Origin of the sequence: Streptomyces sp. NPDC012835 (assembly GCF_042900885.1) — a bacterium.
Lineage (GTDB): Bacteria > Actinomycetota > Actinomycetes > Streptomycetales > Streptomycetaceae > Streptomyces.
On sequence record NZ_JBIBBW010000004.1, the window covers coordinates 708,406 to 734,397 of the forward strand.

Here is a 25,992-nt window from a genome sequence, read left to right on the forward strand (position 1 = left end):
TCTCGGTATCGGACGGCGTGTGACGTCAGGTGGTGGTGTTGCCGAGCTCGCTGTCGATGTGGGCGAGCAGTTCGGCGGTCGAGGTCGACTCGATGACGGTGGTCATGTCGGCCAGGACGGCCGGGGACGGCTCCCGGCGGGCCGCCGGGGGGCTCCCCAGCAGGCCGCGCAGCCGGGCGGCGGCCTCGGCCCCGGCCGCCCGGTCGCTGTGGGCCGGGAGCGCGGCGAGTGCCCGCTCCAGCCGGTCGAGTTCGGCCGCGAGCAGCGGGGCCCCGGGGTCGTCGCCGGTCGGGGACGACGGCGCTTCGGGACCGGCGTCGGGACCCGCGCCGTCCGGCACGGCGAGTCGGGTCAGCAGATAGTCAGCGAGGTCGCCGGGGGTCGGATGGCTGAAGACGATCGTCACCGGCAGCCGCAGCCCGCACGCCGCGCTCATCCGGGTACGGAGTTCGACGGCGGTGAGCGAGTCGAAGCCCATGTCCCGGAACGGCCGCCGCGGCTCCACCACGTCTCCGTCGGCCGCCTTGAGCACGGCTTTCGCCTCCGCGCAGACCAGGTCGAGGACCACGGCACGGCGCCGCGCGGGAGACAGGCCGGTCAGCCGGCCCGCCAGCGGCTCCACGGCCGGCGCCGGAGCGGCCGGTGGGTCGTCCTGTCCGGCTGGGGCGGCCGACGGAGACGTGGCGGAGTCGGCCGGCTCCTCGGCCTCCAGCCAGAATCGCGCGCGCCGGAACGGATAGGTCGGCAGGTCGACGTGGCGTGCGCCCGTATCCGCGAACAGCGCGCGCCAGTCCGGGTCCGCTCCCCGCAGATACAGCCGTCCCAAGGCGTCGACGACGGTGTGCGCGGCGGGTGCACCGGTCCTTACGGGGGTGACGGCCGCGGTCGCGTCGTCCTGCGCGGTCTCCGGCAGCAGGCCGTCCGCGCCCAGTCCGAGGATCGTGGCGATCCGGGCCGGTTCCAGGGCGCGTGCCGTGCCGGATGGGCCGTCGGGCTGCCGGGCCCGGTCGATCCAGTACTCGGGGGAGGTCCACGCGCGCTCCGGCGGCGTCGCGTCATCGGGGACGCGGATGAGCGGGAGCGCGGAGGGTGCGATGACCAGCCCCGCCACCGCACGGCGGAAGTCGGCCGCTGCCGCCTCGCCGGTGTCGGCGTGACGCAGCAGGCGAGCGCGCGCCACGGTCAGGGCAGCCGCGTCGGACAGGGACAGCAGGCCCGTCGCGTATCCGGCGGCGGGCTCGCCCGCCGCGTGTCCGACCACGGCCTCGGGCCGCACCCCCCATGCCTCGAACAGCCGGAACAGCCCGATCTCGACCGCGAAGTGCGCCTCCTCGCCCTCGCCTTCGCCGTCCGGCGCCCGGTCCGCGACCGTGTGCGCGGCTGCCGACCGGTGCCGGTCCAGTTCGGCGCTCGCGGCGTCGAACGCGGCGGCGAACACCGGGAAGGCGTCGCGCAGCGCTCGGGCGGCCTCCACCCGTGACACCGGGCCGCCGGTGAAGGCGTACGCCACGGGGCCGGGCGTGACGCGTGAACCTCCGCCGCCTTCGGCCACGTCGGCCAGGCCGCGCCGGAAGTCCTGGGGCCCGCTGCCCACCACCACGGCGCGGTACTCCATGAGGGCGCGCGTGTCCGCGAGTGAGAACGCCACGTCCGCGGGGTCGGGCGCCGCCGGGTCGGCGGCGAGTTCCGTGAGGTTACGGGCCTGTTCGCGCAGGGCCTCGGCCGACCTCGCCGACACGATCCACGGCAGCGCGGGCAGCCGGGGGCCGGCCGCGCCGCCCGTCGGGGCCGGGACCTCGGCGGTTTCCGGCGCCTGCTCGACGATCACATGCGCGTTGGTGCCGCCCAGGCCGAAGGAGGAGACGGCGGCCCGGCGCGGCCGTCCGGTGTCGGGCCAGTCGCACGCCTCGGTCAGCAGGGTCACCGCGCCGCTGTCCCAGTCGACTTCCCGCGTGGGCCGCTCGGCGTACAGGGTGCGTGGCAGCCGCCCGTGCCGGATGGCCTCGATCATCTTGATCACACCGCCGACGCCCGCCGCGGCCTGCGCGTGGCCGATGTTGGACTTCAGGGATCCGAGCCGCAGCGGCCGGTCGGCGGGACGGTCCTGCCCGTACGTCCTCAGCAGTGCCCGTGCCTCGACGGGGTCGCCGAGAGGGGTGCCGGTGCCGTGCGCCTCGACCGCGTCGATGTCCGCCGGCCGCAACCGGGCATCGGCCAGCGCGTCCCGGATGACACGTTCCTGCGCAGGGCCGTTGGGCGCCGTCAGTCCGTTGGACGCGCCGTCCTGGTTGACCGCGGAACCCTTGATCACGGCGAGGACGGGGTGGTGCAGACGTACGGCGTCGGAGAGCCGCTCCAGCAGCAGCAGGCCGGCGCCCTCGGACCATCCCGTGCCGTCGGCGTCGGCGCCGAACGACTTGCACCGGCCGTCCCTGGCCAGCCCGCGCTGCCGGGAGAAGCCCACGAAGGTGGCCGGTGTGGACATCACCGTCACCCCGCCCGCCAGCGCCAGGTCGCACTCGCCCCGGCGCAGCGAGGCCGCCGCCAGGTGCAGCGCGACCAGCGACGAGGAGCACGCGGTGTCGACGGTGACGGCGGGGCCCTCCAGCCCGAAGGTGTAGGCGAGGCGGCCGGAGGCGACTCCGGCCGCGCTGCCGGAGAACAGATAGCCCTCGAAGTCGTCCAGCGGCAGGTTCGGGCGGGCGCCGTAGTCGTTGTACATGACGCCGGTGAACACTCCGGTCCGGCTCCCGCGCAGCGTGTCCGGTGCGATGCGCGCACGCTCGAACGCCTCCCAGGCGATCTCCAGCAGCAGCCGCTGCTGGGGGTCGGTGGCCAGCGCCTCGCGGGGCGACATGCCGAAGAATCCGGGGTCGAACAGGTCGGCGTCGTGGAGGAAGCCGCCCTGCTGGACGTAGGTCGTGCCGGGCCTGTCGGGGTCGGGGTGGTGAAGGCCGTCCGTGGGCCAACCGCGGTTGACCGGGAACTCCGAGACCGCGTCGGCTCCTTCGGCGACCAGGCGCCATAATCGCGCCGGTGTGTCGGCGCCTCCGGGGTAGCGGCAGGCGATGCCGACCACGGCGAGCGGCTCGTGGTGCCGCTCCTCCATCTCGCGCAGGCGGTTCCGGGCGTCGACGGCCTCGGCGACCACGCGCTTGAGATACGTGCGGAGTCGTTCCTCTTCGGTCACGTGCGTCTCGGATTTCTTAACTCAGTGCGCCGGAAACTTGGCACGGGAAATTCCGCGCACCGCTTTTCGGTGGCGGGGGGACTGGGATGCGCCGGGGGCTGCCGGGCTTCGGTGCCGCTCCTCGAATTCGCCCCGTGCGGGACCATCGTCGGCCATTCGGTGGAAGCGGTGAAGTCATCCGGCGCGATGTGCCCCATATGAAGTAATGACGGGACGATAGGACGACGCTGTTCTGATTATCTTCACGAAACGGGCTGGGCCTTGGGTCCGGCTCCGGCCGGTCCGGCCGGGGGCGCGCCCGAAGGACGTCGTCCGGGGAATTCCTGGTCCAGCAGGCGCAGCAGCGGAGCTGCCTTCACCGCGGTCTCCTCGAACTCCGCCTCGGCGTCGGACAACGCGATGACGGCGCCGCCGACGCCGTACTCGATCCGGTCCCCGTCGACCACCAACGTCCTGATGACGATGCTGAAGTCGGCGGCGCCCGAGAGCGAGAAGAAGCCGAGCGCCCCGGAGTAGACGCCTCGCGGGCCCTCCTCCAGCTCGTCGATGATCTGCATGGTCCGGATCTTCGGGGCGCCGGTCATGGAGCCGCCGGGGAAGGCCGCGCGCACGCAGTCGACCGCCGACAGTTCCGGTCTCAGTCGTGCCGAGACGGTGCTGACCAGCTGGTGCACGGTGGCGTAGGTCTCCACCTCGAACAGCCCGTCCACCCGGACCGAGCCCAACCGCGCGCACCGGCCCAGGTCGTTGCGCACCAGGTCGACGATCATCAGGTTCTCCGCCCGGTCCTTGACGCTCGACGCCAGGTCGACGCGGAGCGCGGCGTCCTCGGCCGGCGACGCAGCGCGCTGTCTGGTGCCCTTGATCGGCCGGGATTCGACTGTTCCGTCCCCGGCGACCCGGATGAACCGCTCGGGGGAGCAACTGAGCACGGAGAGCCCGCCGAACCGCAACTGGGCGCCGAACGGTACCGGGTTGGCGGCGCGCAGCAGCCGGTAGACCTCGGCCGGGTCGAGCTTGCCGCGTGCGCCGAGCATGTTGGTCAGGCACACCTCGTAGCTCTCGCCCTCGTCGATCTGCCGCAGGCAGCTGTCGATATGGGCCAGATAGCGCTCCCGGTCGTGGCGCAGCCGCAGCGGTCCCGCTGTCGGGACGGTCCCGGCGCCGCGTGGGGCCGGCGGCCCGCCGGTGAGCGCCGCGAGCCGTTCCTCCGTGCTCGCCGCCCACCGCTCGGCGCGCGCGTCGTCGGGCCCCTCGGCCAGCGCGAGCAGATGCACGGTGCCGTCGCGGTGGTCGAACGCGACCGCCCGGTCGGCGAAGATCATGGCCGCGTCCGGGTGGCGCGAGCGGTGCGCGCGCTCGCCGCCGCACTCCGCCTTCAGCTCGTAGCCGAGGTAACCGACCCAGCCCAGCGCGAAGTCGAACGGCAGGTCGGGTACGTCGGTACGCAGTGCGGCGAGGTCGGCGCGGAGCCAGTCGAAGAATCCGCCGGGCTCCCGCACCGTGCCCTCCGCCGATTCGACGCCGACCAGGCCCGACCACACGTCGGCCCTGACCACCCGGGCCAGTGGGCCCTTGGCGTCGCCCATGAAGGAGAACCGCCCGTCACCCTCCCGGGGCCCGCTGCTGTCCAGCCAGAACGAGCACTCGGAGTCGCGGTAGAGGGCGTCGTACACGGTCTGCGCGGTCACCGCGATGTCCAGCTGCCGGTGCAGCACCCGCAGGTGGCGCACCTCCTCCGTGGCGGACGACGGTCGCGGCGCCGGGACCACGGGGACGCCGGAGGTCACAGAGGGTACGGGCGGTACGGGAGAAGGAGCGGCCGGCGCCGGGGCCACACGTGTCGCAGGCGCCACAGGCGTCGCGCGGGCCGCGGCGGCCGGGTTGCGTTCGTACCAGTCGCGGGTCAACTCGGTGAAGTTCCGAAGCAGTTGGTGGCCGTGTTCGGTGCACACCGACTCCGGGTGGAACTGCACGCCCCACAGTGGCCGGTGCCGGTGGCGCACCGCCATCAGCAGGCCGTCCGGGGTATGGGCGATCTCCTCGATGTCCCCGGACATGTTCTCGGCGATCAGCGAGTGGTACCGGACCGCGGAGAACGGCGACGGCAGCCCGGCCAGGATGTCGGTCCGCCCGTGCACCACCGGCGAGATCCGCCCGTGGTACGGCTGCGGCGCGCGCCGGACGGTCCCGCCGAAGGCGTGGCAGATGCCCTGGTGCCCCAGGCAGACCCCGAGCACGGGTACGGCGGCGGACCGGATCACCTCGGCGCACACGCCGAAGTCGGCCGGGCGGTCGGGCCGTCCCGGTCCTGGCGAGACGATGACGTTGTCGAACCGCTCGCGCGCCACGGTGGCCGCGTCGATCTCGTCGTTGCGCCGTACGACTGGCTCGTCCCCGGTCACCTCGGCCAGGTAGTGGAGCAGGTTGTAGGTGAACGAGTCGTAGTTGTCGATGATGAGTGTGCGCATCAGACCTCACGAAATCCTGCGGACGATTCGCTCGACGACGCCCGCGGGTCAGCCACGAGGACGGGCGGACGGGGCGGAAGCGGCGAAAAGCCGGGGGACGGGAAAAGGACGGGAGATTGGGGACGTCCGCGCGTCGGCGGCGCACCGCGTCGCGGTGAATTCCCGCAGCGTCTACGGAAAGCTTAATGCACCCGTCTCCGAAGTCGTCCTGCTCGACCGTCACCCGGCCGCCGAAATCCCGCTGAATACTCGTTGGAGCGCATTTCTCGTCGCATTCTTCACTCGGAAGTGTGACCCGGTGCCCCAACTCCACGGAATGCGGGCACCATCGGAGGGGAACTTTTACGGGGAGACGCCAGAAATCCATGAAGACCACACCGCTGCCCACCCTGACCGGTCTGCGCTTCGCCGCCGCCGTGACCGTCTTCGCCCAGCACGCCAGCGGCGTCTGGAACGGCGGCAGCGAGAGCGCCGTCCTGCTGCGTGTGGCCTTCTCGGGGGTGTCGTTCTTCTTCCTGCTGAGCGGATTCCTGCTCAGTTGGTCGTGGCAACCAGGCCGGGGCGCGCGCCGGTTCTGGCAAGGCCGTGCCGCGAAGATCCTCCCCGTGCACCTGGTGACGCTGGCGGCCGGGATGCTGCTGGCGGTGACGGCCGGCCAACTGCCCCCGGTCCGCGCGTGGCTGCCCAACGCCCTGCTCGTCCAGTCCTGGTCACCGGGGTTCAGCATTCTCGATCCCGGCGTCAACGGGGTTTCCTGGTCGCTGTGTTGCGAGGCCGTCTTCTATCTGCTGTTCCCGCTGCTCGCGCCGCGGGTGTGTCGGATCGCGCCCCGGCTGCTGCCCGTATGCGCCGGGGCGTGTGTGGCGGCCGTGGCGCTGATCCCGCTCCTGGTGGTGACGCTGCGTCCGGCGGTGGCGGGTCAGGCGACGTTCGGCCCGTTCCCCGACACCACGCACCAGATGGGGCTGGTCTACTCGTTTCCGCCGGCCCGGCTGCCCGAGTTCGTCCTCGGGATGCTGCTGGCGCGCGTCGTCAAGGAGGGGCTGGCGCGGGGTGTCCGGGGCTGGCACGCAGCGGCCGCGTACGTCGTTCTCTACCCGCTGGCCATCGCGGTCCCGCTGGTCTGGGGCGCCGTGGCGGTCACGGTGGTACCGCTGGCCCTGGTGCTGCTCGGCGCAGCCGGCGCCGACCTGCGCGGCGCCCGGTCACCGCTGCGGCACCCGGTCGCGGTACGGCTGGGGGAACTGTCGTTCGCGCTGTACATGTGCCACCTGCTGGTCATCGAGCACGGCTGCCGCCTCCTGGAGTGCGCGCGGGCCACCGGCGCGGCGGCCCGGGTGGTGGACACCGCGCTGCTGCTGGCGGTCTCGCTCGCCCTCGCGTGGCTCCTGCACACGTGTGTGGAGCGGCCGTTGATGTCCCGGCTGCGCGGCGCGGCACGGCCGCCGGGCGGCGGTGGGAAGCCCGTACCGCCACCGGCCGTCGTACCACCACCGGCAGGGGAGCCGGCCGCCGAACCGGCGCCGGTCGCGGGCCCCCTGGCCCCGGCCGGTCCGCTCGGCCCACCCGCCCCGCTCCCGGGGTCGGACACGACACTCCACGGAAAGGCGGGACGATGAGTACACCGCCGCACACGCGGGTGCCGACGGCCGGGGAACGGCCGGCCGGACCGCGGGACGAGGGGGCCCCGGAGCGTCGGGCCGTCACCGTGATCGGGCTGGGCCTGATGGGCTCGGCGCTGGCGGCGGCGTTCCTGCGGGGCGGGCACCCGACCACGGTCTGGAACCGGTCGCCGCAGAAGGCGGACCCGCTCGTCGCGAGAGGCGCGGTCCTCGCCGCCGACGTGGCGCAGGCCCTCGCCGCCGCACCGCTGATCGTGGTCTGCGTCACCGGTCACGAAGCCGTCATGGACATCCTCGACACCGCCCCCGGCGCCCTGTCGGGCAGGGTCCTGGTCAACCTCACCTCCGGCTCCTCCCACGCGGCCCGCGCCATCGCGCGGCGCACCGCCGAGCTGGGCGGTCACTGTCTCGACGGCGCGATCCTGACCATCCCGGACGGGATCGGTGAGCCCGACGCGGTCGTCCTGTACGGCGGGCCGCGGGCCGCGTTCCGGGCGCATGCCCCGGCCCTGTCCGCCCTGGGCGGCGGTGCCACCTACCTCGGCGAGGATCCGGGCATCCCCTCGCTCTACGAGGTGGCCCTGCTGGACATCCTGTGGACGGGCCTGACCGGGGTCCTGCACGCGATGGCCCTGGTCGGCACGGAGGGCATCGCCGCGACGGAGTTCGCGCCGTTCGCCTCGATGCTCTACACCGGCGTCGGCGCCTTCGTCCCGCGTTACGCGCAGCAGATCGCGGACGGCAGGTACCCTGCCGACGACTCCAGTCTGGGCACCCACCTGGCCGGGATCAGACACCTCACGGAGGAGAGCGGGAACCGCGCGGTCGACGAGCGGCTGCCGCGGTACATCCAGGGACTCATGGAGCGGGCCGTCGCCCGCGGCCATGCCGACGACAGCTTCGCCCGCCTGGTCGAGCAGTTCACCCCGCCCCCGCCCGCCTGATCACACCACGACACCGCCGATCCGGAACGTCTGCACGGACACCGCCGCGAACGGCACTCAGCCGTGGGTACGGGCCGGGGCGGGGCCGGCCGCCGAGGCGACCGCGTCGGCGAGCGGCGCGATGTCGTCGGCCGTCAGCTCCGACACGGTCAGCCGCACACCCGGCGGCGCCGCCATCCGGAACCGCGCGCCGGGGGCGACCGCCCAGCCGGCGCCCAGCAGCCGCGTCACCGCGCCGGTCTCGTCGGAGACCGGCACCCAGACGTTCATCCCGCTGCGGCCGTACGCCCCGACGCCCCGGTCGGCGAGCGCCGCCACGAGCGCGTCGCGGCGCTCCCCGTACGACCGCGCCACCGCCGCCGCGTCCACCGTGCCGGAGGTCCACAGGTGGAGGACGGCCCGCTGGAGGAGCCGGCTCACCCAGCCGGGGCCGAGCCGCTGGCGCCCCTCGACGCGGTCCACGCTCACGCGGTCGCCGGTCAGTACGGCGAGCCGCAGATCGGGACCGTACGCCTTGGCGGTGGAGCGCACGAGCGCCCAGCTCTCGGTGGCCCCGGCGAGCGGGTGCAGCGGCAGGTCCACGATGTGGTGCCCGTGATCGTCCTCGATGAGCAGGACCCCGGGGTGGCCGGCGAGCAGGGCGCGCAGCTCGGCGGCGCGGGCCGCGCCGATCGCCGCGCCGGTCGGGTTCTGCGCGCGGTCGGTGACGATCACCGCCCGTACGCCCGCGCTCAGCGCCCGCGCCAGCGCGGCGGGCAGCGGCCCCTCGTCGTCCACGCCCACCGGCACGGGACGGAGCCCCAGCGCGGGCACGAGATCGAGCAGGCTCCCCCATCCCGGGTCCTCGACGGCGACCGCGTCGCCGGGCCGCAGATGCGCGGAGAGTACGCGTTCGATCGCGTCCAGCGCCCCCGAGACCACCGCGACCGGCCCGGCGGGCACTCCGTCGGCGTCCAGCCCGGCGCGCGCCAGCCGGGCGAAGTCCGTGTCGACGGACGCCTGTCCGTACAGTCCGGGCCGCTCGGCGTTCCGGCGCGCGGCGGCGGCGAGCGCGTCGTGCAGCGGGGGCAGCAGGGCGGGATCGGGGTTGCCCTCCGAGATGTCCCGGACGCCGGGGGGCGCCTCGACCCGGATCGAGCCGCGCGCGGTACTGGCGGGGCGCGGCCGGACCCGGCTGCCTCTGCGCCCGGCCGTCTCGATCACCCCGCGTTCGCGCAGGGTGCGGTAAGCGGCGGCGACGGTGTTCGGATTGACCCCCAGCTCGGTCGCCAACTCCCTCATCGGGGGCAGCAGTTGCCCCGGTTTCAACTCGCCGGCTCCGACCGCCCGCTCCACGCTCGCGGAAATCTCCGCGGCACCCCGCCCGGTGATCCGATACTCTACTAGCACAAAGAATAGTATGCACTAGTGCAATGGAGAACGCCAATGCCGGACAGCACCACGTACCCCGTCACTCCGCGCACCGTCCCCACCCGCGCCCGCGAACGGGCCTCCTACGACCGGGAACTGGTGCACGGGATACTCGACGACGCGTACGTCTGCCATCTCGGTTTCGTCCGTGACGGCGCCCCCGTCGTGCTCCCGACCCTCTTCGCCAGGGTGGGCGAGCGGCTGTACCTCCACGGCTCCACCGGATCGCGCCCGCTGCGCATGGCGGGCGGACCGGCCGACGGGACGCGGGTGCGCGACGGACGGGAAGGAGGCGACGGAACGGGGAACGCGACGGCGGATTCCGGGGTGGCCGTCTGTGTCACCGTGACCCATGTCGACGGTCTGGTGCTGGCGCGCTCCGCCTTCCACCACTCGCTCAACTACCGCTCGGTCGTGGTGCACGGCACCGCTCACCAGGTGACCGACCCCGAGGAGCGGCGCACCGCCCTGGACGCGCTCGTCGACCACGTCGTCCCCGGCCGCTCGCGCGACTCGCGCCCTGCCAACGGCCGGGAACTGGCCGCCACAGCGGTGATCCGGCTCGACCTCGACGAGGTCTCCGCCAAGGTCCGCACCGGCGGCCCCAACGACGACCCCGAGGATCTCGCGCTGCCGCACTGGGCGGGGGTCGTACCCGTCGTGCACGGCTACGGAACGCCCGTACCGGACGACGGCACCGGCCCGGCCGCCCCGCTGCCCGGCTATCTCGCGGCGCTCCCGGAAGCGGGATGACCATGGGCGCCGCCCGGGGCGGCCCCGGTGAGGCGGGCACGCCACCCGCTTCACCGGGGCCGCCGATGCGCCGGGACAGCACAGACGCTGTGCCCCCCGGCCCGGACGCACAGCCGCCCCGAGACGGCTCTCAGCCTCCGGCGAGCGGGGCGGGACCGGATGTCCGGCGCCGCCCCGCGGCCAGGCCGGCCTCCGTCGCCGCGAGCGCCAGCACCGCCGTGAGCAGCAGCAGTGTGCCGACGACGGTGGCCGAGGTCAGCCGCTCGCCGAGGAACACCACCGCGATCAGCGCGGCGCTCACCGGCTCCAGCAGCATGATCACGGAGACGGTCGCGGCCCGCACCGCGGCAGCCCCCGAGAAGTACAGCGCGTAGGCGAGCGCCGTGGGCACGGCCGCCACGTACACCAGCAGCCACAGCATCCGGCCCGGTTGCGCGGTGTGCGGCAGCACGCCCTCGACCGCGGCGAGCGGCAGCAGGAGTACGGCGCCGACCGCGAAGGCCCAGGCGGTCGTGGCGATCGGGTCGGCGCCGCCGCCGCCGCGCCCCAGCCGGCGGGTGAGCAGGGTGATCGCCGCGTATCCGGCGGCGGACAGCACCGCGAGGGCGATCCCGGCGGGGCGTACGGTGCCGCCCTCACCTCCGAGCACCAGCACGCCGAGCCCGGCCAGCGCCCCGGTCACGGCGAGCACCCCGCCGGCGCCGAGCCGCTCCCCCATCGTGATCCGGGCGCCGAGCGCGATCAGCACGGGGCCCGCGCCGAGGGTGACGACGGTGCCGACGGCGAGGCCGGTCGCCTCGACAGCGGCGAAGTACGCGCTCTGGAAGACGGTGAGGCCGATGCCGGTGCCGAGGATACGGAGCAGCCGGCGACGGCGCGGCTCCTCGCGCGCTGTCCCCTGCCCCCGGCGCAGCGCCAGCACCCCGAGCAGCAGGAGGAGTCCGCCGACGCAGCGCCAGAAGGAGAGGGCGAGAGGGCCGAGGTCGCTGATCCGGTAGACCAGCGAGGCCGCCGCGCCGGCGGTGCCCCAGGCGACTCCGGCGACGGCGAGGAAGATCAGGCTCCGCCCGACGGGCAGGCCGGAAGAGGGTGTTGCGGTGGTTTGCGGCACGTGATGTCTCCGTGGAAGAACGGGTGGGTGGTCGCTCACTGCGGCACGCGGGCAGCGACGAACCACTCGGTACGGGACGTGCGCGTCCCTCCGAGCCCGGTCCTCGTCGGCGGATGGCCGCCCGCGTCAGTTCGCGGGAGGCGGCAGAACAGTCAGGTGCATGGTCGGCACTCTATGTCGCGGTGCGATCGGGGGACAACCGAGCGGGATCGTCGTGGCTCCCGGCACCTGCCGGATCGTCGCGGCCTCCGGCACCGGCCGGATCGTCACGGCGTCCGGCACCGTCCGGGCGGCGGTCCCGACGGACCCGCGTCCGCTCGACGGCCTCGGCATCCGCCGTATCGGGACCGCCCGTACCGTCACCGCCCGCCACCGGCCCGGAGGGCGCCCGGGGCGTGGACGACTGGGCGATGAACGCGCCGGCCAGCACCACCGCCCCGCCGAGGATCTGCGGCGCGGAGAGGTGCTCGCGCAGCAGCACCCACGCCAGTACGGTCGCGATGACCGCCTCCAGACAGGCGACCACGCCCGCCACCTGCGGGGAGAGCTTGCGTACGGAGATCACGCCGGTCACGTACGCGAGCACGGTGGCGATCAGCACGATCCACGCCAGCAGCAGCCACGCCGCCACCCGCGTCCCGCCCATGTCGGCGTCGGAGCCGAGAAGCGACCAGTCCATGCCCCACGGGCGGGCGACGGCCGTCAGCACGACGGCTCCCCCGAGCAGCCCGTACGCGATCACACCGAGCGGGTCGGCCGCGTCCTCGCCGCCCTGGCCGGACAGGACGAAGTAGCCGACCTGGCAGCAGGCCGCGCCGAGCGCGAGCGCCACCCCGACCGGGTCGAAGCCGAGCCCGGCCCACACCTCCACCACGCAGGCGAGCCCGCCCACCGCGAGCACGACACCCACGGCCGCGGCGCGGGTGACGGGCCGCCGCTGGACGAAGCGCACCCAGAGCAGGACCAGCGCGGGGGCGAGGTACTCGATGAGCAGCGCGACCCCGACGGGGATGCGGGAGAGCGCGGCGAAGTAGCAGGCTTGGACCCCCGCGACGGCCAGCAGGGCGAAGCCGGCCAGCAGCGCGGGCCTGCGCGTGAGCAGCGCCCGGTGGCGCCAGGCCACCGGCAGCATGACGAGGGCGGCGCCGATGACCCGTAGCCAGACCACATGGAGCGGGTCGAGCCCCGCCTCGATCAGCGGCTTGGCCGCGACGCCCGAACCGCCGAACGCGAACGCCGAGGCCAGGGCCAGCCCTGGTCCGGCGCTCCTCCCCTGAGACGCGTACATGGCGCCATCATGACAGCTCCGGTCAGGAGTGACACCCCTATGACACCTGTCGGGACGGTGGGGGCGGGCAGGCGAGCCGGGCGGCCAGGGACAGCGAGTCCACTCCGGCCCGTTCGAGCACCTCGACCGCCCGGCAGGAGGCGTCCGAGGCGAGCGCCGCCAGCAGATCGACCCCGCCGGCCCGGGGCGCCCCACGCCGCGCCGCGCGTTCCAGCGCGCCGGACATGGCGGTCACCGCGGGAGGCGACCAGCCGGCCACCGCTCGTCCCCGGATGACGGGCAGCGCCCCGGAATCCTCCACCGTCCCCTGCCAGCGCAGCCCGTATCCGATGCTGCGCTGCACGAGATAGCCGAGCACCCGGGCGAGTTGGGCGCCGTCGAAGACCGCGCGCACCCCCGGATCGGTTTCGAGCAGGGAGTGCAGCAGGTGAGCCGTGTCTATCTGGGTGTCCGCGTCGCGGTGCGCCCTTCTGCGGGCGCCCGCGACGACCGACGCCAGCTCCGCGGTGAACCGGGCCTCGGCCTCGGCGGGCGCGAGCGCGTCCTCGGCACGGTTCGGCACAGGTCGGTGAGGCACTCGGGGTGGAGGGTTTCGCACGCTCCCACCCCATCAGTCCCGGCTTTCGGGGACATCACCGCCGGGAAGCATCTTCGAATCCCGCGCAGGGTGGGCACGTCTGGACGGGTTCTCCTCCTTACGGATGAGATCACCCGCTTGTTCCCCCGAGGAACGGGCGGGGGACGACCGCGGGCCCGCCGCCGCCCCCGGAGCTTTCCGGGAAGCGGCGACGGGCCCGCGGGGAGGGGGATCAGCTCTCGTCGGCGAGGATCAGGTAGAGCTTCTTGCGCGATTCGTTGATGACCGCGAGGGCCTTCTCACGCTGCTCGGGCGTCCCGGTCTTCCAGACCTGGCCGAACGCCTCCATCAGACCGAAGCCGGCCTGCCTTATCTCGTTCATCGAGTCCCAGTCGATGCCGCGGCCGGCCTCTTCCCACGGGGCCTCGGGCCCCGATTCGGCCTCCGTGCGCCCGGCGTCCGTGAGCGTGAACAGCTTCTTGCCGCCCTCGCTCCGGCTGACGATCAGCCCCTCGTCCTCCAGCAACTGGAGGGTCGGGTACACCGAGCCGGGGCTGGGACGCCAGGCGCCGCCGCTGCGCTCGCCGATCTCCTGGATCATCTCGTAACCGTGCATCGGCCGGTCCTTCAGCAGCGCCAGGATCGACGCGCGGACGTCTCCGCGCCGCGCCCTCCCCCGGCCCCCGCCACGCCCGCGGCCACCCCCGCCACCGAACGGACCGCCAAAGGGAGGCCCGAACGGCCCGAAGGCGCCACGCCGCCCCTCGAAGTCCTCCCGGCCGCGCCGGCCGGGGCCGTGGTGACCGGCGCCCGGTCCGTATTCGTATCCATGTGAACGCATCGCTACGCTCCCTTCATCGTTGATCTGTCGCGATGCGTCAACGATATATCGGGACTGTTCTTAACGCAATCCCCTGTCCTGAGGCACCCCGCCCCTGTGACGGCGATCTCGGGCCGGGGGGCACGGAAGCCGGGCCGATGACGGCTTGTGTCGGCGAAAGACGGGTCACAGCTGGTCTCTGACCTCGACGACGGGGCGATGGGCCCGCCGCTCGGGGACGAGGGGCACCGTGCGGGTCGTGCGACGGCGGCCCCTGAGCCGATCGCCGTCCGTGGGCGCGCGTCATCGCGCGTGGCCGGCCAGTGAGCCTTTTCCCACCTCGGGAGGGAGCCGATCGGTAAATGCCTCGCCTGTCACCGCAGGTGCCGGGATACTGCCTCGGTGACTCTCCCCGCACTGCCCCAGCTGCCCCAACTGCTGCGCCCCCGGGCCCTCGTACCCGGAGAACTCGTCGTCGTCGCGGCGCTGTCCGGGCCGCTCGACGCCAGATACGCGCCCGATCTCGAACGGGCGGTGGCCGAGATCGAACGGATGGGATTCCGGGTGCGTCTCGCGCCGCTCCTCGAAGCCGGACGGCACCACTGGTGGAGCGCGGCGCGGCCGGACGAGATCGCCGAGGAGTTCAACGGTCTGCTGCGTGACCCCGAGGTCCGCGCGATTGTCGCGCACGACGGCGGCCAAGCGGTGCTGGGATACCTCGACCTGATCGACTTCGACGCGGTCGGGGCCGACCCCAAGCCGATCCTCGGCTACAGCGACATCTCCCTGCTGCACCTGGTGCTCCACGCGCGCACGGGTCTGGTCGGGTTCCACGCCGACCTGGCCACGCCGGGTCTCGGCGGGCACTGGCACAGAGCGTCCCCGGCCCGCCGGGAGGAGCTGGGGAAGCTGTACTCGACCCTGCTGACCGGCACGGAGCCGATCGGCGCGCTGCCGGCCGGTCCGTCGTGGGAGTGCTGGCGTGCCGGGCGGGCCGAAGGTCCGCTGATCGGCGGGGTCATCAATCGCATCGTGCTGGCGCAGGCGACGCCTTTCGCGCTGCCGCTCGAACGCTTCGACGGCGCGGTGCTGTTCTGGGAGGAGCTGGGCGGCCATGCGGCGCACGTATGGAGCTACCTTCAGACACTGCGGCACAGCGGGATCCTCGATCGGATCTCCGGCATGGTCGTGGGCATTCCGGAGGCGATCGACGGACTCGGCTCCCCCGACGGCTCTCCGACCCTGGCCGAGATCGTCCTCGACGTCCTCGGTGACCGTGACATCCCGGTCCTGGGCAACGTCGAGTTCGGGCACGCGGGGCCGAATCTGCCGATGCCGGTCGGCATCCGCGTCGCCCTTGACGCGGAGAAGAGGACGTTGTCGCTGCTCGAACCGGCAGTACGCGCCGCTCACAGCGACGAGACCGGTCGGTTGAACAGCGCGGATCAGTGAGAGCGCGCCGGGCCCGGGTCCGCCTTCCGGCGCCTTCAGGACGCCACGCACCGCCCGGGCACCTGCCGTCCACCGCGACCGCCCGGCGCCGGCGATGGACCGGATCGGCCCTTGCGGCAGCCTGGTGATTCCGCTCGGTCAGCCGCGAAACGCGCCCTGCCGGACACATCTCAGTCGCGCGCGCCGAGACTCCGCGCGAGTGCGTCGAGGGTCACGTCGACGATGGCGCGCAGCTGCTCCGTGCTCGTTCCGGCTCTGCTCATGACGGCGAGGGACTGGTTCACGGCCGCGAGGTGGGTCGCGAAGGACTCGGCCGCCTCGTCGTGCAGCCGGCCGGCCTTCAGCGCGGCGCGCAGCCGGGTGTGCTGGAAGCCGATCGCCTCCCGTGCGCGCGCCGCGACGCTCGCGCTCAGCACGGGGGTCGCCATGACCGTCTGGGCCACCAGACATCCGTCGGGCAGACCGGGGTCCGCGATGCGTTCCAGGGTGATGTCGAAGAACGCCCGCGCGGCTGCCAGGGGCCGGTCGGCGGCGCACGACAGCGCGGCGTCGTACTTGTCTCCGTAACGCGTGGTGTAGCGCTCCAGGCAGCGCGTGAAAAGCGCGTCCTTGTCACCGAGGGAGGAGTAGATGGAGCTGCGGTTGAGTCCGGTCGCCCGGGACAGGTCGTCCACCGACGTGTCCGCGTAGCCGGCCCGCCAGAACTGGATCATCGCGGCATCGAGCGCCCTGTCGATGTCGAACTGCTTCTTGCCCGCCATGCCGCACCGCCCTCTCGCTCCGCCTTCCCGGTGAGACCATCCTCCCATCTTGAACCAATCAGTTCAAGATGGGTTAGGGTGCAGACATGACCGCGGCCGGACACCCCGCAGACCGCACGGCGCAGCGGCACGCGCGCCGTGTGCTCGTGGCCGGCGCCATCGCGTTCGTCCACACCGTTGTCATGCCACACCGTTGTCATGACGGGCGGACCGCTGACGATCCCGGTCCTGCCGCCCGGTTTCGGCGGCCAGGCCCTCGGGACACGGGTCTCCAGCACCATGCCCGCCGCTCTCGTCGTGTCCACCGCGCTCATGGGCCCCGCCCTCGGCCGGCGCACCGAATCCACCGGCACACCTGACACCTTCAGCGGACCGTCAACACACCTCACACCAGTGGAGGAGCATCATGAAGGACCCCGCAGGCACCCCCAGCGCCGCCGGCAACCCGGTTCACGACCTGCCGCTGCCCGACCTGGCCGGTTTCACCCACCGTTGGGTCGACGCGGGCGGCGTCCGGCTCCACGCGGTCGAAGGCGGTCAGCCGGACGGTCCGGCCGTCGTGCTGCTCGCCGGGTTCCCGCAGACCTGGTGGGCGTGGCGCCAGGTGATGCCGCGCCTGGCCGAACGGTGCCACGTCATCGCGATCGACCTGCCGGGCCAGGGCCACTCCGAACGCCCGGATATCAGCTACGACACGCACACGGTCGCCGCACACGTCCACGCCGCGGTCACGGCGCTCGGAGTCCCGACGTACTGGCTGGTCGCCCACGACATCGGCGCGTGGGTCGCCTTCTCCCTCGCCCTGAAGTACCCGGACCGGTTGCGCGGCCTGGCACTGCTCGACGCCGGCATTCCGGGCATCACCCTCCCCGACTCCGTTCCGACCGACCCCGAACGGGCGTGGAAGACCTGGCACTTCGCCTTCCACCTCGTGCCCGACCTGCCCGAGACACTGCTCGCCGGCCGCGAACGGGAGTACGTCGGCTGGTTCCTGAAGGTCAAGGCCCTCTCCCCCGACACCTTCGACGGCGCCGAAATCGAGCAGTACGCCGCGTCCGTGGCCGCCGACGGCGGTCTCCGCGCGTCCCTGGCCTACTACCGGGACGCCGCCGAGTCGGCGCGGAAGAACCACGAAGCGCTGGAACAACAGCGCCTGACGGTGCCGGTTCTCGGGATCTCCAGCAGTCACGGCTCCATCCCCGACATGGCGGCTTCCGTCAGGCCGTGGGCCGACCACGCCACCGGGATCGTCGTGCCGGACGCAGGACACTTCATCCCCGACGAGCAGCCCGACGCCGTCGCCGCCGCGCTGACCGACTTCATCACCGAAGACGACTGAGCGTGGGCGGAAGCAAGTGTTGAGGACCGGCACCCGCGCCCCTGACCGACTCGCCGTCCGGCATCGCGGTACCGCGACTGCGCCCGGTCCGCTCCGCGGAACCGGCCGGTGCGCGGAGCTGCTCCGGCGCCGCCCGGTAGGTTTCGGCGTGCCGATCCCGTCGCACGCACAAGGAGTCATGGCATGGCTGTCATCCACCGGACGACGATGAACCCCAGCAAGGCCGAGCTGCTGTCCGGATGGCTCCCGACCCAGCCCTGGTATCTGGGCGGAGACCGGGCGCCGACGCCCGCCAGGGCCGGCGGCTTCCGTCTCGACGACCCCGAGGGCCGGGTGGGAATCGAGTTCATGGTGGTCACCGACACGTCCGGCGACCGGGAGGCCACCTACCTCGTGCCGGTCACCTACCGCGGCGCACCCCTCGACGGCGCCGACCAGGCCCTGATCGGCACGTCCGAGCACGGTGTGCTCGGACGGCGGTGGGTCTACGACGGCGCTCACGACCCGGTGCTCGTCGCCCAGCTCCTCGCCCTGATGACCGGCGAGGCCGACCCCCAGGACCAGAACGAGAGCGACACCCCCGACACCTCCGTCACGGGCCGGTTCACCGGCCCCGGCCAAGGCCCCCTGACCGGCCTGATCTCCGTGACCACCAGCGCTCAGGGCACCGATGTCCTCATCAGCACCGGCCCCGCCGCCGGCTCCGCTCGGCTGACCATCCGCGTCAACCGCGTCCTCCAGCCCCTTCCGGACGGGCTCCCGACGCGGGACGCCTCACACCAGGGACACGTCACCGCCCCCTGGCAGCTGCCGGACGGCACCTCGGCACGCGGCCTGTTCGCCGTCGCCGATGTCGCCTGAATCCACCCCGCAATCCGCTGCGACCGCCCGCCGGTCGCCCCGAAACTCCGCACGCCGGACTCGGGGCGACCGGGAGTGGTGCTGGGACCTCCACGACGCCGAGGTGCACGGCGGTTACCGCGTGCCGCGCGGCGGCGGCCGGTTCGGCGAGCGGTGGGGGCCGCCGCGCCTCGGTCCGGCGCCGCGGCCACCCGACCTTCCGGGTCGACCACGTGGGATTGCGCCGCGCGCGTCCCGCCGACGCTGATCGTAGGGCCACCGAGGCCGAATTGGCCTTGGCCGGGTCGGTCGCACACCTCCTACGCTCCTCCCATGCGCATGCGAATCGTGGACGCCTTCACCGACCGCCCCTTCGCGGGCAACCCCGCCGGGGTCCTCCTGCTGGACTCCGCCGAATTCCCGGAGACCGACTGGCTCCAGTCGGTCGCCGCCGAGGTCAACCTCTCCGAGACGGCCTTCGCCCATCCGCTGCCGCCCGGCGGTGACGCGGACTGGGCGCTGCGCTGGCTCACCCCCACCACCGAGGTCGACCTCTGCGGCCACGCCACCCTGGCCACCGCCCACGTCCTGCACACCACGGGCCGCGCGACCGGCGCGCTGCGGTTCGCCACCCGCTCCGGAATCCTCGGCGCCGCCGCGCACGAGGACGGCTCGCTGACCCTCGACTTCCCGACGTCCTCGCTGACGCCGGTCCCGCCGCCGGACGGGCTGGCGGCAGCGCTGGGAACGTCGCCCGTCGCGGTGCGGGACACGGCGGAGCACATCGGCGATCTGCTGGTCGAAGTCGCCGACGAGCGGACGGTACGCGCGCTGGCGCCCGACCTCCGCGCCCTCGCCGCCTGCTCCCGGCGCGGTGTCATCGCGACCGCGGCGGCCGAGGACCCGTCCCTCGGCTACGACTTCGTCTCGCGCTGCTTCTTCCCCCAGGTCGGGATCGACGAGGACCCGGTGACCGGAAGCGCCCACACCGCGCTCGCGCCGTACTGGTCCGCCCGGCTGGGCCGTACGGAACTCACCGGCCTCCAGGGCTCCGCCCGTACCGGACTGGTCCACACCTCGCTGCGCGGCGACCGTACGCTGCTCACCGGCCGGGCGGTCACGGTCATCGACGGCGAACTGCTCACCCCGTAACCCGCCCCCGGGCCACCGTGGGCGGCACCCGTCACGGCGGGTCGGCCGCTACAGGGTGGGCAGCCAGTCCACCTTCCCGGCCAGCAGCGCGTACCCGACGAACGCCCCGATGTCGAGCAGCGCGTGGGCCACCACCAGCGGACCGACCCGCCCCCAGCGCCGGTAGAGCAGCACGAACACCACACCCATCACCATGTTGCCGATGAAGCCGCCGATCCCCTGATAGAGGTGGTACGAGCCGCGCAGCACCGCGCTCGCCACCAGCGCGGCCATCGGCGTCCAGCCGAGCTGCCCGAGCCGGCGGAGCAGATACCCGACGACGATCACCTCCTCCAGCACGGAGTTCTGCACCGCCGAGAGGATCAGCACCGGGAACTTCCACCACACGTCGGGCAGCGATTCCGGCTCGACCGTCAGATTGAACCCGGCCGTCTGCATCACCAGGTAGAACGCCAGCCCGGCGCTGCCGATCCCGGCCGCCACCAGCGTGCCGCGCCCCAGGTCCGGCCAGGGTCGCCGGCCGTCGAACCCGATGTCCCGCACACCGCTGCCCTCCCGCAGCAGCAGATGCGCGACCAGGGCGACCGGCACCAGGGCCGTACTGATGTAGAAAAGCTGGAGTGCCAGATCGAGCCAGGGCCGGCCGGGGGCGGCCGACGAGTTGAGCCGGGCCGCCTGCTCGTTCAGCGCCTGCGGCGCCGTCAGCGAACCGATGAACCTGATCAGCGCCGATACGCCGCTCGCGCCCAGGGAGAGCGCCAGTACGAGCAGCGTCTCCGACCGCAGGGTCCGGTGGGAGATGGCCTCCCCCGGACCGGTACCGTCCACCCGATCCGCCTCCACCCGCACACTCGCCTCCAGTTGAGTCATTCCCGGTATTGAAAACCACCGCTGCCGCTAAGGTCTCGAATGCGGGTACGAAGATCGCGCGATCCGCTCCGATCCGCTCCGAGGCCCCTTTCTTCCCACCCTTCACGAAGCCGAGGAGGGGCGTCACCGTCATGGGACGTCACAGCTTGCCCGACGCGCGGGCGACAAGCGCGGGCAGGGCCCGTTCGCCGCGCCGCCGACGCGCCGCCGTCGCCGCCGCGCTCGTGCTGGCGGTGGCCGCCGGCGCCGGAGCCGCGGCGCGCACCGGTCTGCTCTCGTTCGGCGCGCCCTGCGCCACGGCTCCCGTACGGCTGGACATCGCCGCGTCCCCGGACATCGCGCCCGCGCTCCGCGAGGTCGCCGAGCGTGCCCGGCGGGACCGGGTGACCTCCGACGGCAACTGTCTCGACATACGGGTGGGCGCACAGGAGAACTTCAAGGTCGCCGCGGCGCTCGCCTCCGGCGCCGCACCGGGCTACCAGGTGTGGGTGCCGGACTCCGACGTGTGGGTGGACCGCGCCAAGGGTTCCGGGGACGGGACTCCACTGGCCCCCGCGGGCAATGTGGCGTCCTCCCCGGTGGCGCTGGCCGCCGTGCCCCGGTCCGCGCGGACACTCGGCTGGCCCCGGAAGACGTACACCTGGGCCGAGTTGGCGACGGCGGCGACCGACACCGGCCGCCCCCGCCTCGGCTCGGCCGATCCGGTGCGCAGCGCCACCGGGCTGCTCGCGCTGAGCAGTGTCGCCGAGTCCGCGCGGCAGGGCGAACGCGAGGGCGGGGGCGGTGGCGACGGCGGGGGCGACACCCTCGCCGCCGCCACCGCGCGGCTGCTGTCGCAGCGGGTGGCCGATTCGGACCTGCGGCTGCTGGACACCCTGGCCCAGGACGACTCCGGAGCGGAGAAGGGCAACCCGCGCCGCAACGAGGCGCTGCTGCTCTCCGAGCAGGCCGCGTTCGCCCACAACTCCGAGGGCAACGGGGTCGCCGCTCTCGGTCTCTTCTATCCGACCGACGCCGCGCCGGTGCTCGACTACCCGTACAGCCTGGTCGACCAGACGGCGCTGAGCACGGACCAGAGCCGTGCCGCGATGCGCTTCATGGCGCTGCTCGGCGAGGAGCCCTCGTACCGGACGCTGGAGAAGCACGGCTTCCGGGTGGCGAACACCCCGGTCCGCGGCGATGTGCTGCGCACGGCGGGCGGCCGTTCACCCCAGCCGTACGACGGCGCGGACGCGTGGCCGCCGTCCGCGGAGACGGTGCAGCGGACGCTCGGGCTGTGGACGGTGACGGTACGCAGCGCGAGGCTGACGACCGTCGTCGATGCCTCGGGGTCGATGGCCGCGCCGGTGCCGGGCCGGGACGGGCAGAGCCGGATGGACGTCACCAAGGCGTCGCTGCTGCGGGCGCTGTCGCAGTTCGGCCCGGAGGACGAGATCGGCCTGTGGGAGTTCGCCACGCGGCTCGACGGCAGGAAGGACTATCGCGAGCTGGAGAGGACGGCGCGGCTCGGGGAGCCGGTCACCGGCGGTGGTACCCATCGCGAGCGGCTGTCGGACGCGGTCAGCGCGCTCAGACCCGTCCCGGACGCGGACACCGGGCTGTACGACACGATCCTGGCCGCGTACGGCCAGGCCCGGGCCACCTACGCGAAGGGCAAGTTCAACGCGCTGGTGATCCTCACCGACGGCTCCGACAAGGACGACGACGGTATCGGGCGGGGTGAGCTGATCAAGCGGCTCAAGGCGCTCGCCGATCCCGAGCGCCCGGTGCCGCTGATCGCGGTCGCCGTCGGCCCGGACGCCGACCGTGCCGAGGTCGACAAGGTGGCGAAGGCCACCGGTGGGGCGGGGTACGAGGTGAGCGACCCCGCCGACATCCGGTCCGTACTGCTCCGGGCGATCATGCTGTCGGCGGGGTCGACGACGTCCTGAACGGGACGGGGCCCGCGCGGGGCACGGGCCCGGCACCGTAGGGGACGGGGCGAGGGCGGCCCCGCCCGTACCGCGCGCGAAACCGCCCTCTTCCCGTCCTCCCGCTCGCTCAGCTCACCGGATCTCCCCGACGACGGCGTCCGGGGGGTCCTCCACCGGCCAGGTGTGCACGGGATCGCCCCGGTGCATCAGCTCGGCGTACCGCCGGGTGGTGGCCGCCAGCGCCGTGTCGCGGTCGAGCCCGGCCTCCAGCGCCCGGTGGAAGGTGTCCACCTGCCACGAGGCCCCGTTCACCCGCCGCTTGCACCGCTCCTCGATCACCCCGAGGTAGAAGTCGCGGTCCGCCGGCCCGACGTTCCACGCGTCGAGCCCGGCCGCGGCGAGCGGCAGCAGTTCGTCCCGTACGAGCTTGACGACCGGCACCGTGGTGACCCCGGCGGGCCGCCCCGGGCGCGGCCAGCGCAGCTCGGCGTCTATGCCGTGGCGGCAGGCCGTGTCGAAGTTGGCGGCCGCGTCGGCGAAGGGCAGCCGCTTCCACACCGGCCGGGCGTCCTCGGCGAGCGCCCGCACCAGTCCGTAGTAGAAGGCCGCGTTGGCGATGACGTCGGTGACCGTGGGGCCCGCCGGCAGTACCCGGTTCTCCACGCGCAGATGGGGAACCCCGTCGGCCACCTCGTACACCGGCCGGTTCCAGCGGTAGACGGTGCCGTTGTGCAGCGCCAGCTCCTGGAGGGCCGGCACGCGCCCGCCGTCGAGCACCGCGAGAGGTTCCTCGTCCTCGCAGATCGGCAGCAGCGGCGGGAAGTACCGCAGGTTCTCCTCGAAGAGGTCGTAGGCGGAGTCGATCCAGCGCTCCCCGAACCAGGTCCTGGGCCGTACGCCCTGCGCCTTCAGCTCGGGCGGCCTGGTGTCCGTGGCCTGTTCGAACAGCGGCGGCCGTGACTCGCGCAGTAGTTCATGGCCGAACAGGAAGGGCGCGTTGGCACCGAGTGCCACCTGCACGGCGGCCACGCACTGCGCCGCGTTCCACACGTCGGCGAAGCGGTCGGGGGTGACCTGGAGGTGGAGTTGCACGGAGGTGCAGGCGGCTTCGGGAGTGATCGAGGCCGAGGTGCAGGTGAGCCGTTCCACCCCCTCGATGTCGAGAGTGAAATCCTCTCCCCTGGCCGCGACCATCTGCTGGTTGAGGAGCGTGTAGCGGTCCACGTCGGAGAGATTCGCGGAGACCACGTCCTGCCGGGTGAGCGTCGGGAGAATTCCGATCATCACGATCCCGGCGTCCACCTCCGTCGCTTTTCGGTGGGCATATCCCAGTCCGGTGCGCAGTTCTTCCGCGAGCTGATCGAGAACGCGGCCGCCCAGCCGGTGCGGCGCCACATTTACTTCCAGGTTGAACATTCCGAGTTCGGTCTGGAAATCACCGCTCGCGATGCGCTTCAGCACCTCCGCATTCATCATGCGGGGCATCCCGTCGGAGCCCGCCAGATTCAGTTCGATCTCCAGGCCCATCAGATTCTTGGGCCGGTCGAACCGCTCCTCCGCCAGGAGCCGCTCCAGCACCGCCAGGCACTGCTGCAGCTTCCTGCGGTATTTCTGCCGATCGGACAGGTCGGAACCGTCCGCTTCGACCTTCTCCCCCATCGAAGGGTCCCTCCTCCAGTGGGCAGCCCGCGGCACCGGCCGCTCGCGTCACGATCGATAATGCCCACGCCTGGTGATCCGTAACGTCTTACCGCCCCGTTGACGCGCCGGGACCGCTAGTGTTGCCCTGTAGTCGTGCGGCACATTCCCTTGGCATGGCGTGCGCTGTGATTCCTCTGCCCGCTCCGCGGCGAATAACGCAGACGAGTTTCAGCCGTCCCCGCCGGGCGAATCACTCCAGGCCAGGCACCCTCTGTTCAGGCTTTATCCACGGAAAGTCAGCGGGAGAACGACTTAATAGTGTCTTGTCCGCAATATCCGGGACAGCTAGAAGAAACATGATGTGAACACGCGTCGTATAAACTCCGCGTACGAGGCAGAGAGTCGGCGTCCGGCCGTACCCGTGCTGGAGCCCACCTCTGACCCCGCATGCCGACAGCGACGTCCGCAGAAGTCATGCTCCACCTCACGCATCACCCTGTCTCCTGAGTGAGAGGCAACCCACCATGCCGCTGCAAGTACCCCCGGCCCCGGCGCCCGCCCTGCGCAGCGTTCTCGCGGCACTCAGTTCCCCCACCGCCGTGCGCGATCCGCGCACCCCCGCTCTCCAGTCCGTCCAGGGATCCCTCAGCCCCGAACTCCCGCTCCCCGTCCATGTGCTCGATCACGTCACCCCGGCGGTCCGCGCGGCCGAGCCCGAGGTCCGTGCCCCGCGGACCAGGCTGACCGGCTGGCGTTTCCTGATCCGGAGCGGCGACCGCACCGTGGCCGCCGCCGACACGATGCTCACCGCGGACGGCTGGACCTTCTCGCGCTTCTTCGAAGGCCCGTACCTCACCGCCACCGAGCGCGCGCTGCGTCAGGCCGACGGACTGACGACCGTGTACCAGCCACGGCTGCTGTCCGTGCCCGAGCTGTACATGCTCACGCTCTGGCTGCACGGCGACACGGAGGCGGACGCCGCCACCGGCTCACCCGCCCCCTCCGACATCCTGGTCCCCCTCGCGCCCGCCCCACCGGGCATCGCCGCGCACCGTCCGCACCGGGTCGCCGAGCTGCTGCCGGTGATCGGACTGCGGCTCGCCCCGCCACCGCTGCTCACCGCCTGAAGCCCCGCACCGTACGGCAGCCGCCCGTACTCCTCGCCCCGCCCCCGCGCCAGCGCCTCTTGTGCCCCGCAGCCCCCGACGGCCGCGGGGCACGGTGCCGCTCACCCGTACGACCATCCACGGAACGGCGATGGCCCATCCGGACTAGTCAGCTGGGACCACGTCGAACCATCCGAAAAGTCAGCCCAGTTGAGCTGAACCGCCCGCCCGGGTGACGCGTCCTTGAGCAGAAGGAAGCGCTGCCGCGAAATCCCTGCGGATCGCCGTCCGTGGGGCAACACTAAGGGCTGTCCCGTCATGCCCGGCGGGCATGACGGGACAGCCCTTAGGACAGGACACGACAGATTCGGGGGGCGGCCGTGAACCCATCGAGCCGCAGGACTCTCACCACGACTCAGCGAAAGAACCCGCCCATGTGCCAGCATCAACCAGCCTGCCCGACAGCCGACTCCGCCGCCCGGGACGCCGCCCGACTGATGGCGCACCACCCGGAGCAGGGCTGGAGTCTGCTGTGCAACGGCGTTCTGCTCTTCGAGGACACCGGCGAGCTGCTGCCCAACGGGAAGATCATCGCCCCGCACCGGCCGCTGCGCACCGAACGCGTGGTGACGGCGGCCTGACGCCGCGGGTATGACGGGGGCCGGCCCGGAGACTTCCTCCGCACCGGCCCCGACGTATGCCGCCCCGCGCCGCCCTCGGCCCCGCCCGCGC

The 25,992-nt window shown here is 72.9% G+C and carries 20 protein-coding genes; 10 read left to right on the top strand and 10 right to left on the bottom strand.

Annotated elements, in window-relative coordinates; translation table 11 throughout:
• Positions 1-25: 25 nt before the first annotated feature.
• Both ACFY6S_RS21245 and pabB read right to left on the bottom strand, forming a co-directional pair.
• Entirely contained in the window at positions 26-3,190 is a 3,165-nt protein-coding gene (locus ACFY6S_RS21245) for a type I polyketide synthase (RefSeq protein WP_388829830.1), read from the bottom strand.
• A 242-nt stretch (positions 3,191-3,432) separates the two neighbouring features.
• The gene (gene pabB, locus ACFY6S_RS21250) at positions 3,433-5,661 is read right to left on the bottom strand and encodes an aminodeoxychorismate synthase component I (protein WP_388829827.1); all 2,229 of its coding nucleotides are present in this window, start codon (positions 5,659-5,661) and stop codon (positions 3,433-3,435) included.
• A gap of 365 nt (positions 5,662-6,026) precedes the next feature.
• On the opposite strand from pabB, the gene ACFY6S_RS21255 reads away from it, so the two are divergent.
• Together ACFY6S_RS21255 and ACFY6S_RS21260 are read left to right on the top strand one after the other, a co-directional pair.
• Positions 6,027-7,280 (top strand): acyltransferase family protein, encoded by a 1,254-nt coding sequence (locus ACFY6S_RS21255; RefSeq protein WP_388829824.1) that lies wholly within the window; start codon positions 6,027-6,029, stop codon positions 7,278-7,280.
• Positions 7,277-8,227 (top strand): NAD(P)-dependent oxidoreductase, encoded by a 951-nt coding sequence (locus tag ACFY6S_RS21260; RefSeq protein ID WP_388829821.1) that lies wholly within the window; start codon positions 7,277-7,279, stop codon positions 8,225-8,227. Before ACFY6S_RS21255 ends, ACFY6S_RS21260 begins: the two co-directional genes overlap by 4 nt.
• Positions 8,228-8,284: 57 nt before the next feature.
• Here the strand turns inward: ACFY6S_RS21260 and ACFY6S_RS21265 are convergent, their stop codons facing one another.
• A complete protein-coding gene (locus ACFY6S_RS21265; RefSeq protein WP_388829818.1) occupies positions 8,285-9,616 on the bottom strand; it encodes an aminotransferase class I/II-fold pyridoxal phosphate-dependent enzyme in 1,332 nt (443 codons plus the stop codon).
• Between the two features lie 36 nt (positions 9,617-9,652).
• On the opposite strand from ACFY6S_RS21265, the gene ACFY6S_RS21270 reads away from it, so the two are divergent.
• Complete coding sequence (locus ACFY6S_RS21270; RefSeq protein WP_388829814.1) at positions 9,653-10,390, top strand: pyridoxamine 5'-phosphate oxidase family protein; 738 nt, start codon at positions 9,653-9,655, stop codon at positions 10,388-10,390.
• Positions 10,391-10,520: 130 nt separating this feature from the next.
• On the opposite strand, the gene ACFY6S_RS21275 is transcribed toward ACFY6S_RS21270, so the two are convergent.
• The 4 genes from ACFY6S_RS21275 to ACFY6S_RS21290 all read right to left on the bottom strand — a co-directional run bounded on the left by ACFY6S_RS21275 (position 10,521) and on the right by ACFY6S_RS21290 (position 14,207).
• The gene (locus ACFY6S_RS21275) at positions 10,521-11,501 is read right to left on the bottom strand and encodes a DMT family transporter (protein WP_388829806.1); all 981 of its coding nucleotides are present in this window, start codon (positions 11,499-11,501) and stop codon (positions 10,521-10,523) included.
• A 172-nt stretch (positions 11,502-11,673) separates the two neighbouring features.
• Positions 11,674-12,789 (bottom strand): DMT family transporter, encoded by a 1,116-nt coding sequence (locus ACFY6S_RS21280; protein ID WP_388829803.1) that lies wholly within the window; start codon positions 12,787-12,789, stop codon positions 11,674-11,676.
• 37 nt (positions 12,790-12,826) lie between these two features.
• Positions 12,827-13,387 carry a Clp protease N-terminal domain-containing protein gene (locus tag ACFY6S_RS21285; RefSeq protein ID WP_388829801.1) on the bottom strand — a complete coding sequence of 187 codons (561 nt, stop codon included), beginning with the start codon at positions 13,385-13,387 and terminating at the stop codon, positions 12,827-12,829.
• 211 nt (positions 13,388-13,598) lie between these two features.
• Entirely contained in the window at positions 13,599-14,207 is a 609-nt protein-coding gene (locus ACFY6S_RS21290; RefSeq protein ID WP_388829798.1) for a PadR family transcriptional regulator, read from the bottom strand.
• A 381-nt stretch (positions 14,208-14,588) separates the two neighbouring features.
• Here ACFY6S_RS21290 and ACFY6S_RS21295 point away from each other — a divergent pair, with 381 nt between their 5' ends.
• Positions 14,589-15,638, top strand: a complete 1,050-nt coding sequence (locus ACFY6S_RS21295; protein WP_388829795.1) for an LD-carboxypeptidase — start codon at positions 14,589-14,591, stop codon at positions 15,636-15,638.
• 170 nt (positions 15,639-15,808) lie between these two features.
• Here the strand turns inward: ACFY6S_RS21295 and ACFY6S_RS21300 are convergent, their stop codons facing one another.
• Positions 15,809-16,399 carry a TetR/AcrR family transcriptional regulator gene (locus ACFY6S_RS21300; RefSeq protein WP_388829793.1) on the bottom strand — a complete coding sequence of 197 codons (591 nt, stop codon included), beginning with the start codon at positions 16,397-16,399 and terminating at the stop codon, positions 15,809-15,811.
• A 406-nt stretch (positions 16,400-16,805) separates the two neighbouring features.
• On the opposite strand from ACFY6S_RS21300, the gene ACFY6S_RS21305 reads away from it, so the two are divergent.
• From ACFY6S_RS21305 to ACFY6S_RS21315, 3 genes are all read left to right on the top strand, one after another.
• Positions 16,806-17,738, top strand: a complete 933-nt coding sequence (locus ACFY6S_RS21305) for an alpha/beta fold hydrolase (RefSeq protein ID WP_388829790.1) — start codon at positions 16,806-16,808, stop codon at positions 17,736-17,738.
• Between the two features lie 183 nt (positions 17,739-17,921).
• Complete coding sequence (locus ACFY6S_RS21310) at positions 17,922-18,599, top strand: 1,4-alpha-glucan branching protein (RefSeq protein ID WP_388829788.1); 678 nt, start codon at positions 17,922-17,924, stop codon at positions 18,597-18,599.
• Positions 18,600-18,911: 312 nt separating this feature from the next.
• Entirely contained in the window at positions 18,912-19,730 is an 819-nt protein-coding gene (locus tag ACFY6S_RS21315) for a PhzF family phenazine biosynthesis protein (RefSeq protein ID WP_388829785.1), read from the top strand.
• A gap of 48 nt (positions 19,731-19,778) precedes the next feature.
• Here ACFY6S_RS21315 and ACFY6S_RS21320 read toward each other — a convergent pair whose 3' ends face one another.
• Positions 19,779-20,600, bottom strand: a complete 822-nt coding sequence (locus ACFY6S_RS21320) for a CPBP family intramembrane glutamic endopeptidase (RefSeq protein ID WP_388829782.1) — start codon at positions 20,598-20,600, stop codon at positions 19,779-19,781.
• Between the two features lie 131 nt (positions 20,601-20,731).
• On the opposite strand from ACFY6S_RS21320, the gene ACFY6S_RS21325 reads away from it, so the two are divergent.
• A complete protein-coding gene (locus ACFY6S_RS21325) occupies positions 20,732-22,531 on the top strand; it encodes a substrate-binding domain-containing protein (RefSeq protein WP_388829779.1) in 1,800 nt (599 codons plus the stop codon).
• 114 nt (positions 22,532-22,645) lie between these two features.
• On the opposite strand, the gene ACFY6S_RS21330 is transcribed toward ACFY6S_RS21325, so the two are convergent.
• Positions 22,646-24,172 carry a glutamate--cysteine ligase gene (locus tag ACFY6S_RS21330; protein WP_388829776.1) on the bottom strand — a complete coding sequence of 509 codons (1,527 nt, stop codon included), beginning with the start codon at positions 24,170-24,172 and terminating at the stop codon, positions 22,646-22,648.
• A gap of 506 nt (positions 24,173-24,678) precedes the next feature.
• On the opposite strand from ACFY6S_RS21330, the gene ACFY6S_RS21335 reads away from it, so the two are divergent.
• Positions 24,679-25,281: a hypothetical protein gene (locus ACFY6S_RS21335; protein WP_388829774.1), complete on the top strand. Its 603-nt coding sequence runs from the start codon at positions 24,679-24,681 to the stop codon at positions 25,279-25,281.
• Between the two features lie 413 nt (positions 25,282-25,694).
• Entirely contained in the window at positions 25,695-25,901 is a 207-nt protein-coding gene (locus tag ACFY6S_RS21340; RefSeq protein WP_388829771.1) for a DUF5999 family protein, read from the top strand.
• Positions 25,902-25,992: the final 91 nt, after the last annotated feature.

What these genes read in the sequence shown, in the direction of transcription:
- pabB (WP_388829827.1), bottom strand. Translation starts at nt 5,661, where the DNA reads ATGCGCACACTCATCATCGACAACTACGACTCGTTCACCTACAACCTG.
- ACFY6S_RS21255 (WP_388829824.1), top strand. Translation starts at nt 6,027, where the DNA reads ATGAAGACCACACCGCTGCCCACCCTGACCGGTCTGCGCTTCGCCGCC.
- ACFY6S_RS21260 (WP_388829821.1), top strand. Translation starts at nt 7,277, where the DNA reads ATGAGTACACCGCCGCACACGCGGGTGCCGACGGCCGGGGAACGGCCG.
- ACFY6S_RS21270 (WP_388829814.1), top strand. Translation starts at nt 9,653, where the DNA reads ATGCCGGACAGCACCACGTACCCCGTCACTCCGCGCACCGTCCCCACC.
- ACFY6S_RS21280 (WP_388829803.1), bottom strand. Translation starts at nt 12,789, where the DNA reads ATGTACGCGTCTCAGGGGAGGAGCGCCGGACCAGGGCTGGCCCTGGCC.
- ACFY6S_RS21290 (WP_388829798.1), bottom strand. Translation starts at nt 14,207, where the DNA reads ATGCGTTCACATGGATACGAATACGGACCGGGCGCCGGTCACCACGGC.
- ACFY6S_RS21300 (WP_388829793.1), bottom strand. Translation starts at nt 16,399, where the DNA reads ATGGCGGGCAAGAAGCAGTTCGACATCGACAGGGCGCTCGATGCCGCG.
- ACFY6S_RS21305 (WP_388829790.1), top strand. Translation starts at nt 16,806, where the DNA reads ATGAAGGACCCCGCAGGCACCCCCAGCGCCGCCGGCAACCCGGTTCAC.
- ACFY6S_RS21310 (WP_388829788.1), top strand. Translation starts at nt 17,922, where the DNA reads ATGGCTGTCATCCACCGGACGACGATGAACCCCAGCAAGGCCGAGCTG.
- ACFY6S_RS21315 (WP_388829785.1), top strand. Translation starts at nt 18,912, where the DNA reads ATGCGCATGCGAATCGTGGACGCCTTCACCGACCGCCCCTTCGCGGGC.
- ACFY6S_RS21320 (WP_388829782.1), bottom strand. Translation starts at nt 20,600, where the DNA reads ATGACTCAACTGGAGGCGAGTGTGCGGGTGGAGGCGGATCGGGTGGAC.
- ACFY6S_RS21325 (WP_388829779.1), top strand. Translation starts at nt 20,732, where the DNA reads ATGGGACGTCACAGCTTGCCCGACGCGCGGGCGACAAGCGCGGGCAGG.
- ACFY6S_RS21330 (WP_388829776.1), bottom strand. Translation starts at nt 24,172, where the DNA reads ATGGGGGAGAAGGTCGAAGCGGACGGTTCCGACCTGTCCGATCGGCAG.
- ACFY6S_RS21335 (WP_388829774.1), top strand. Translation starts at nt 24,679, where the DNA reads ATGCCGCTGCAAGTACCCCCGGCCCCGGCGCCCGCCCTGCGCAGCGTT.
- ACFY6S_RS21340 (WP_388829771.1), top strand. Translation starts at nt 25,695, where the DNA reads ATGTGCCAGCATCAACCAGCCTGCCCGACAGCCGACTCCGCCGCCCGG.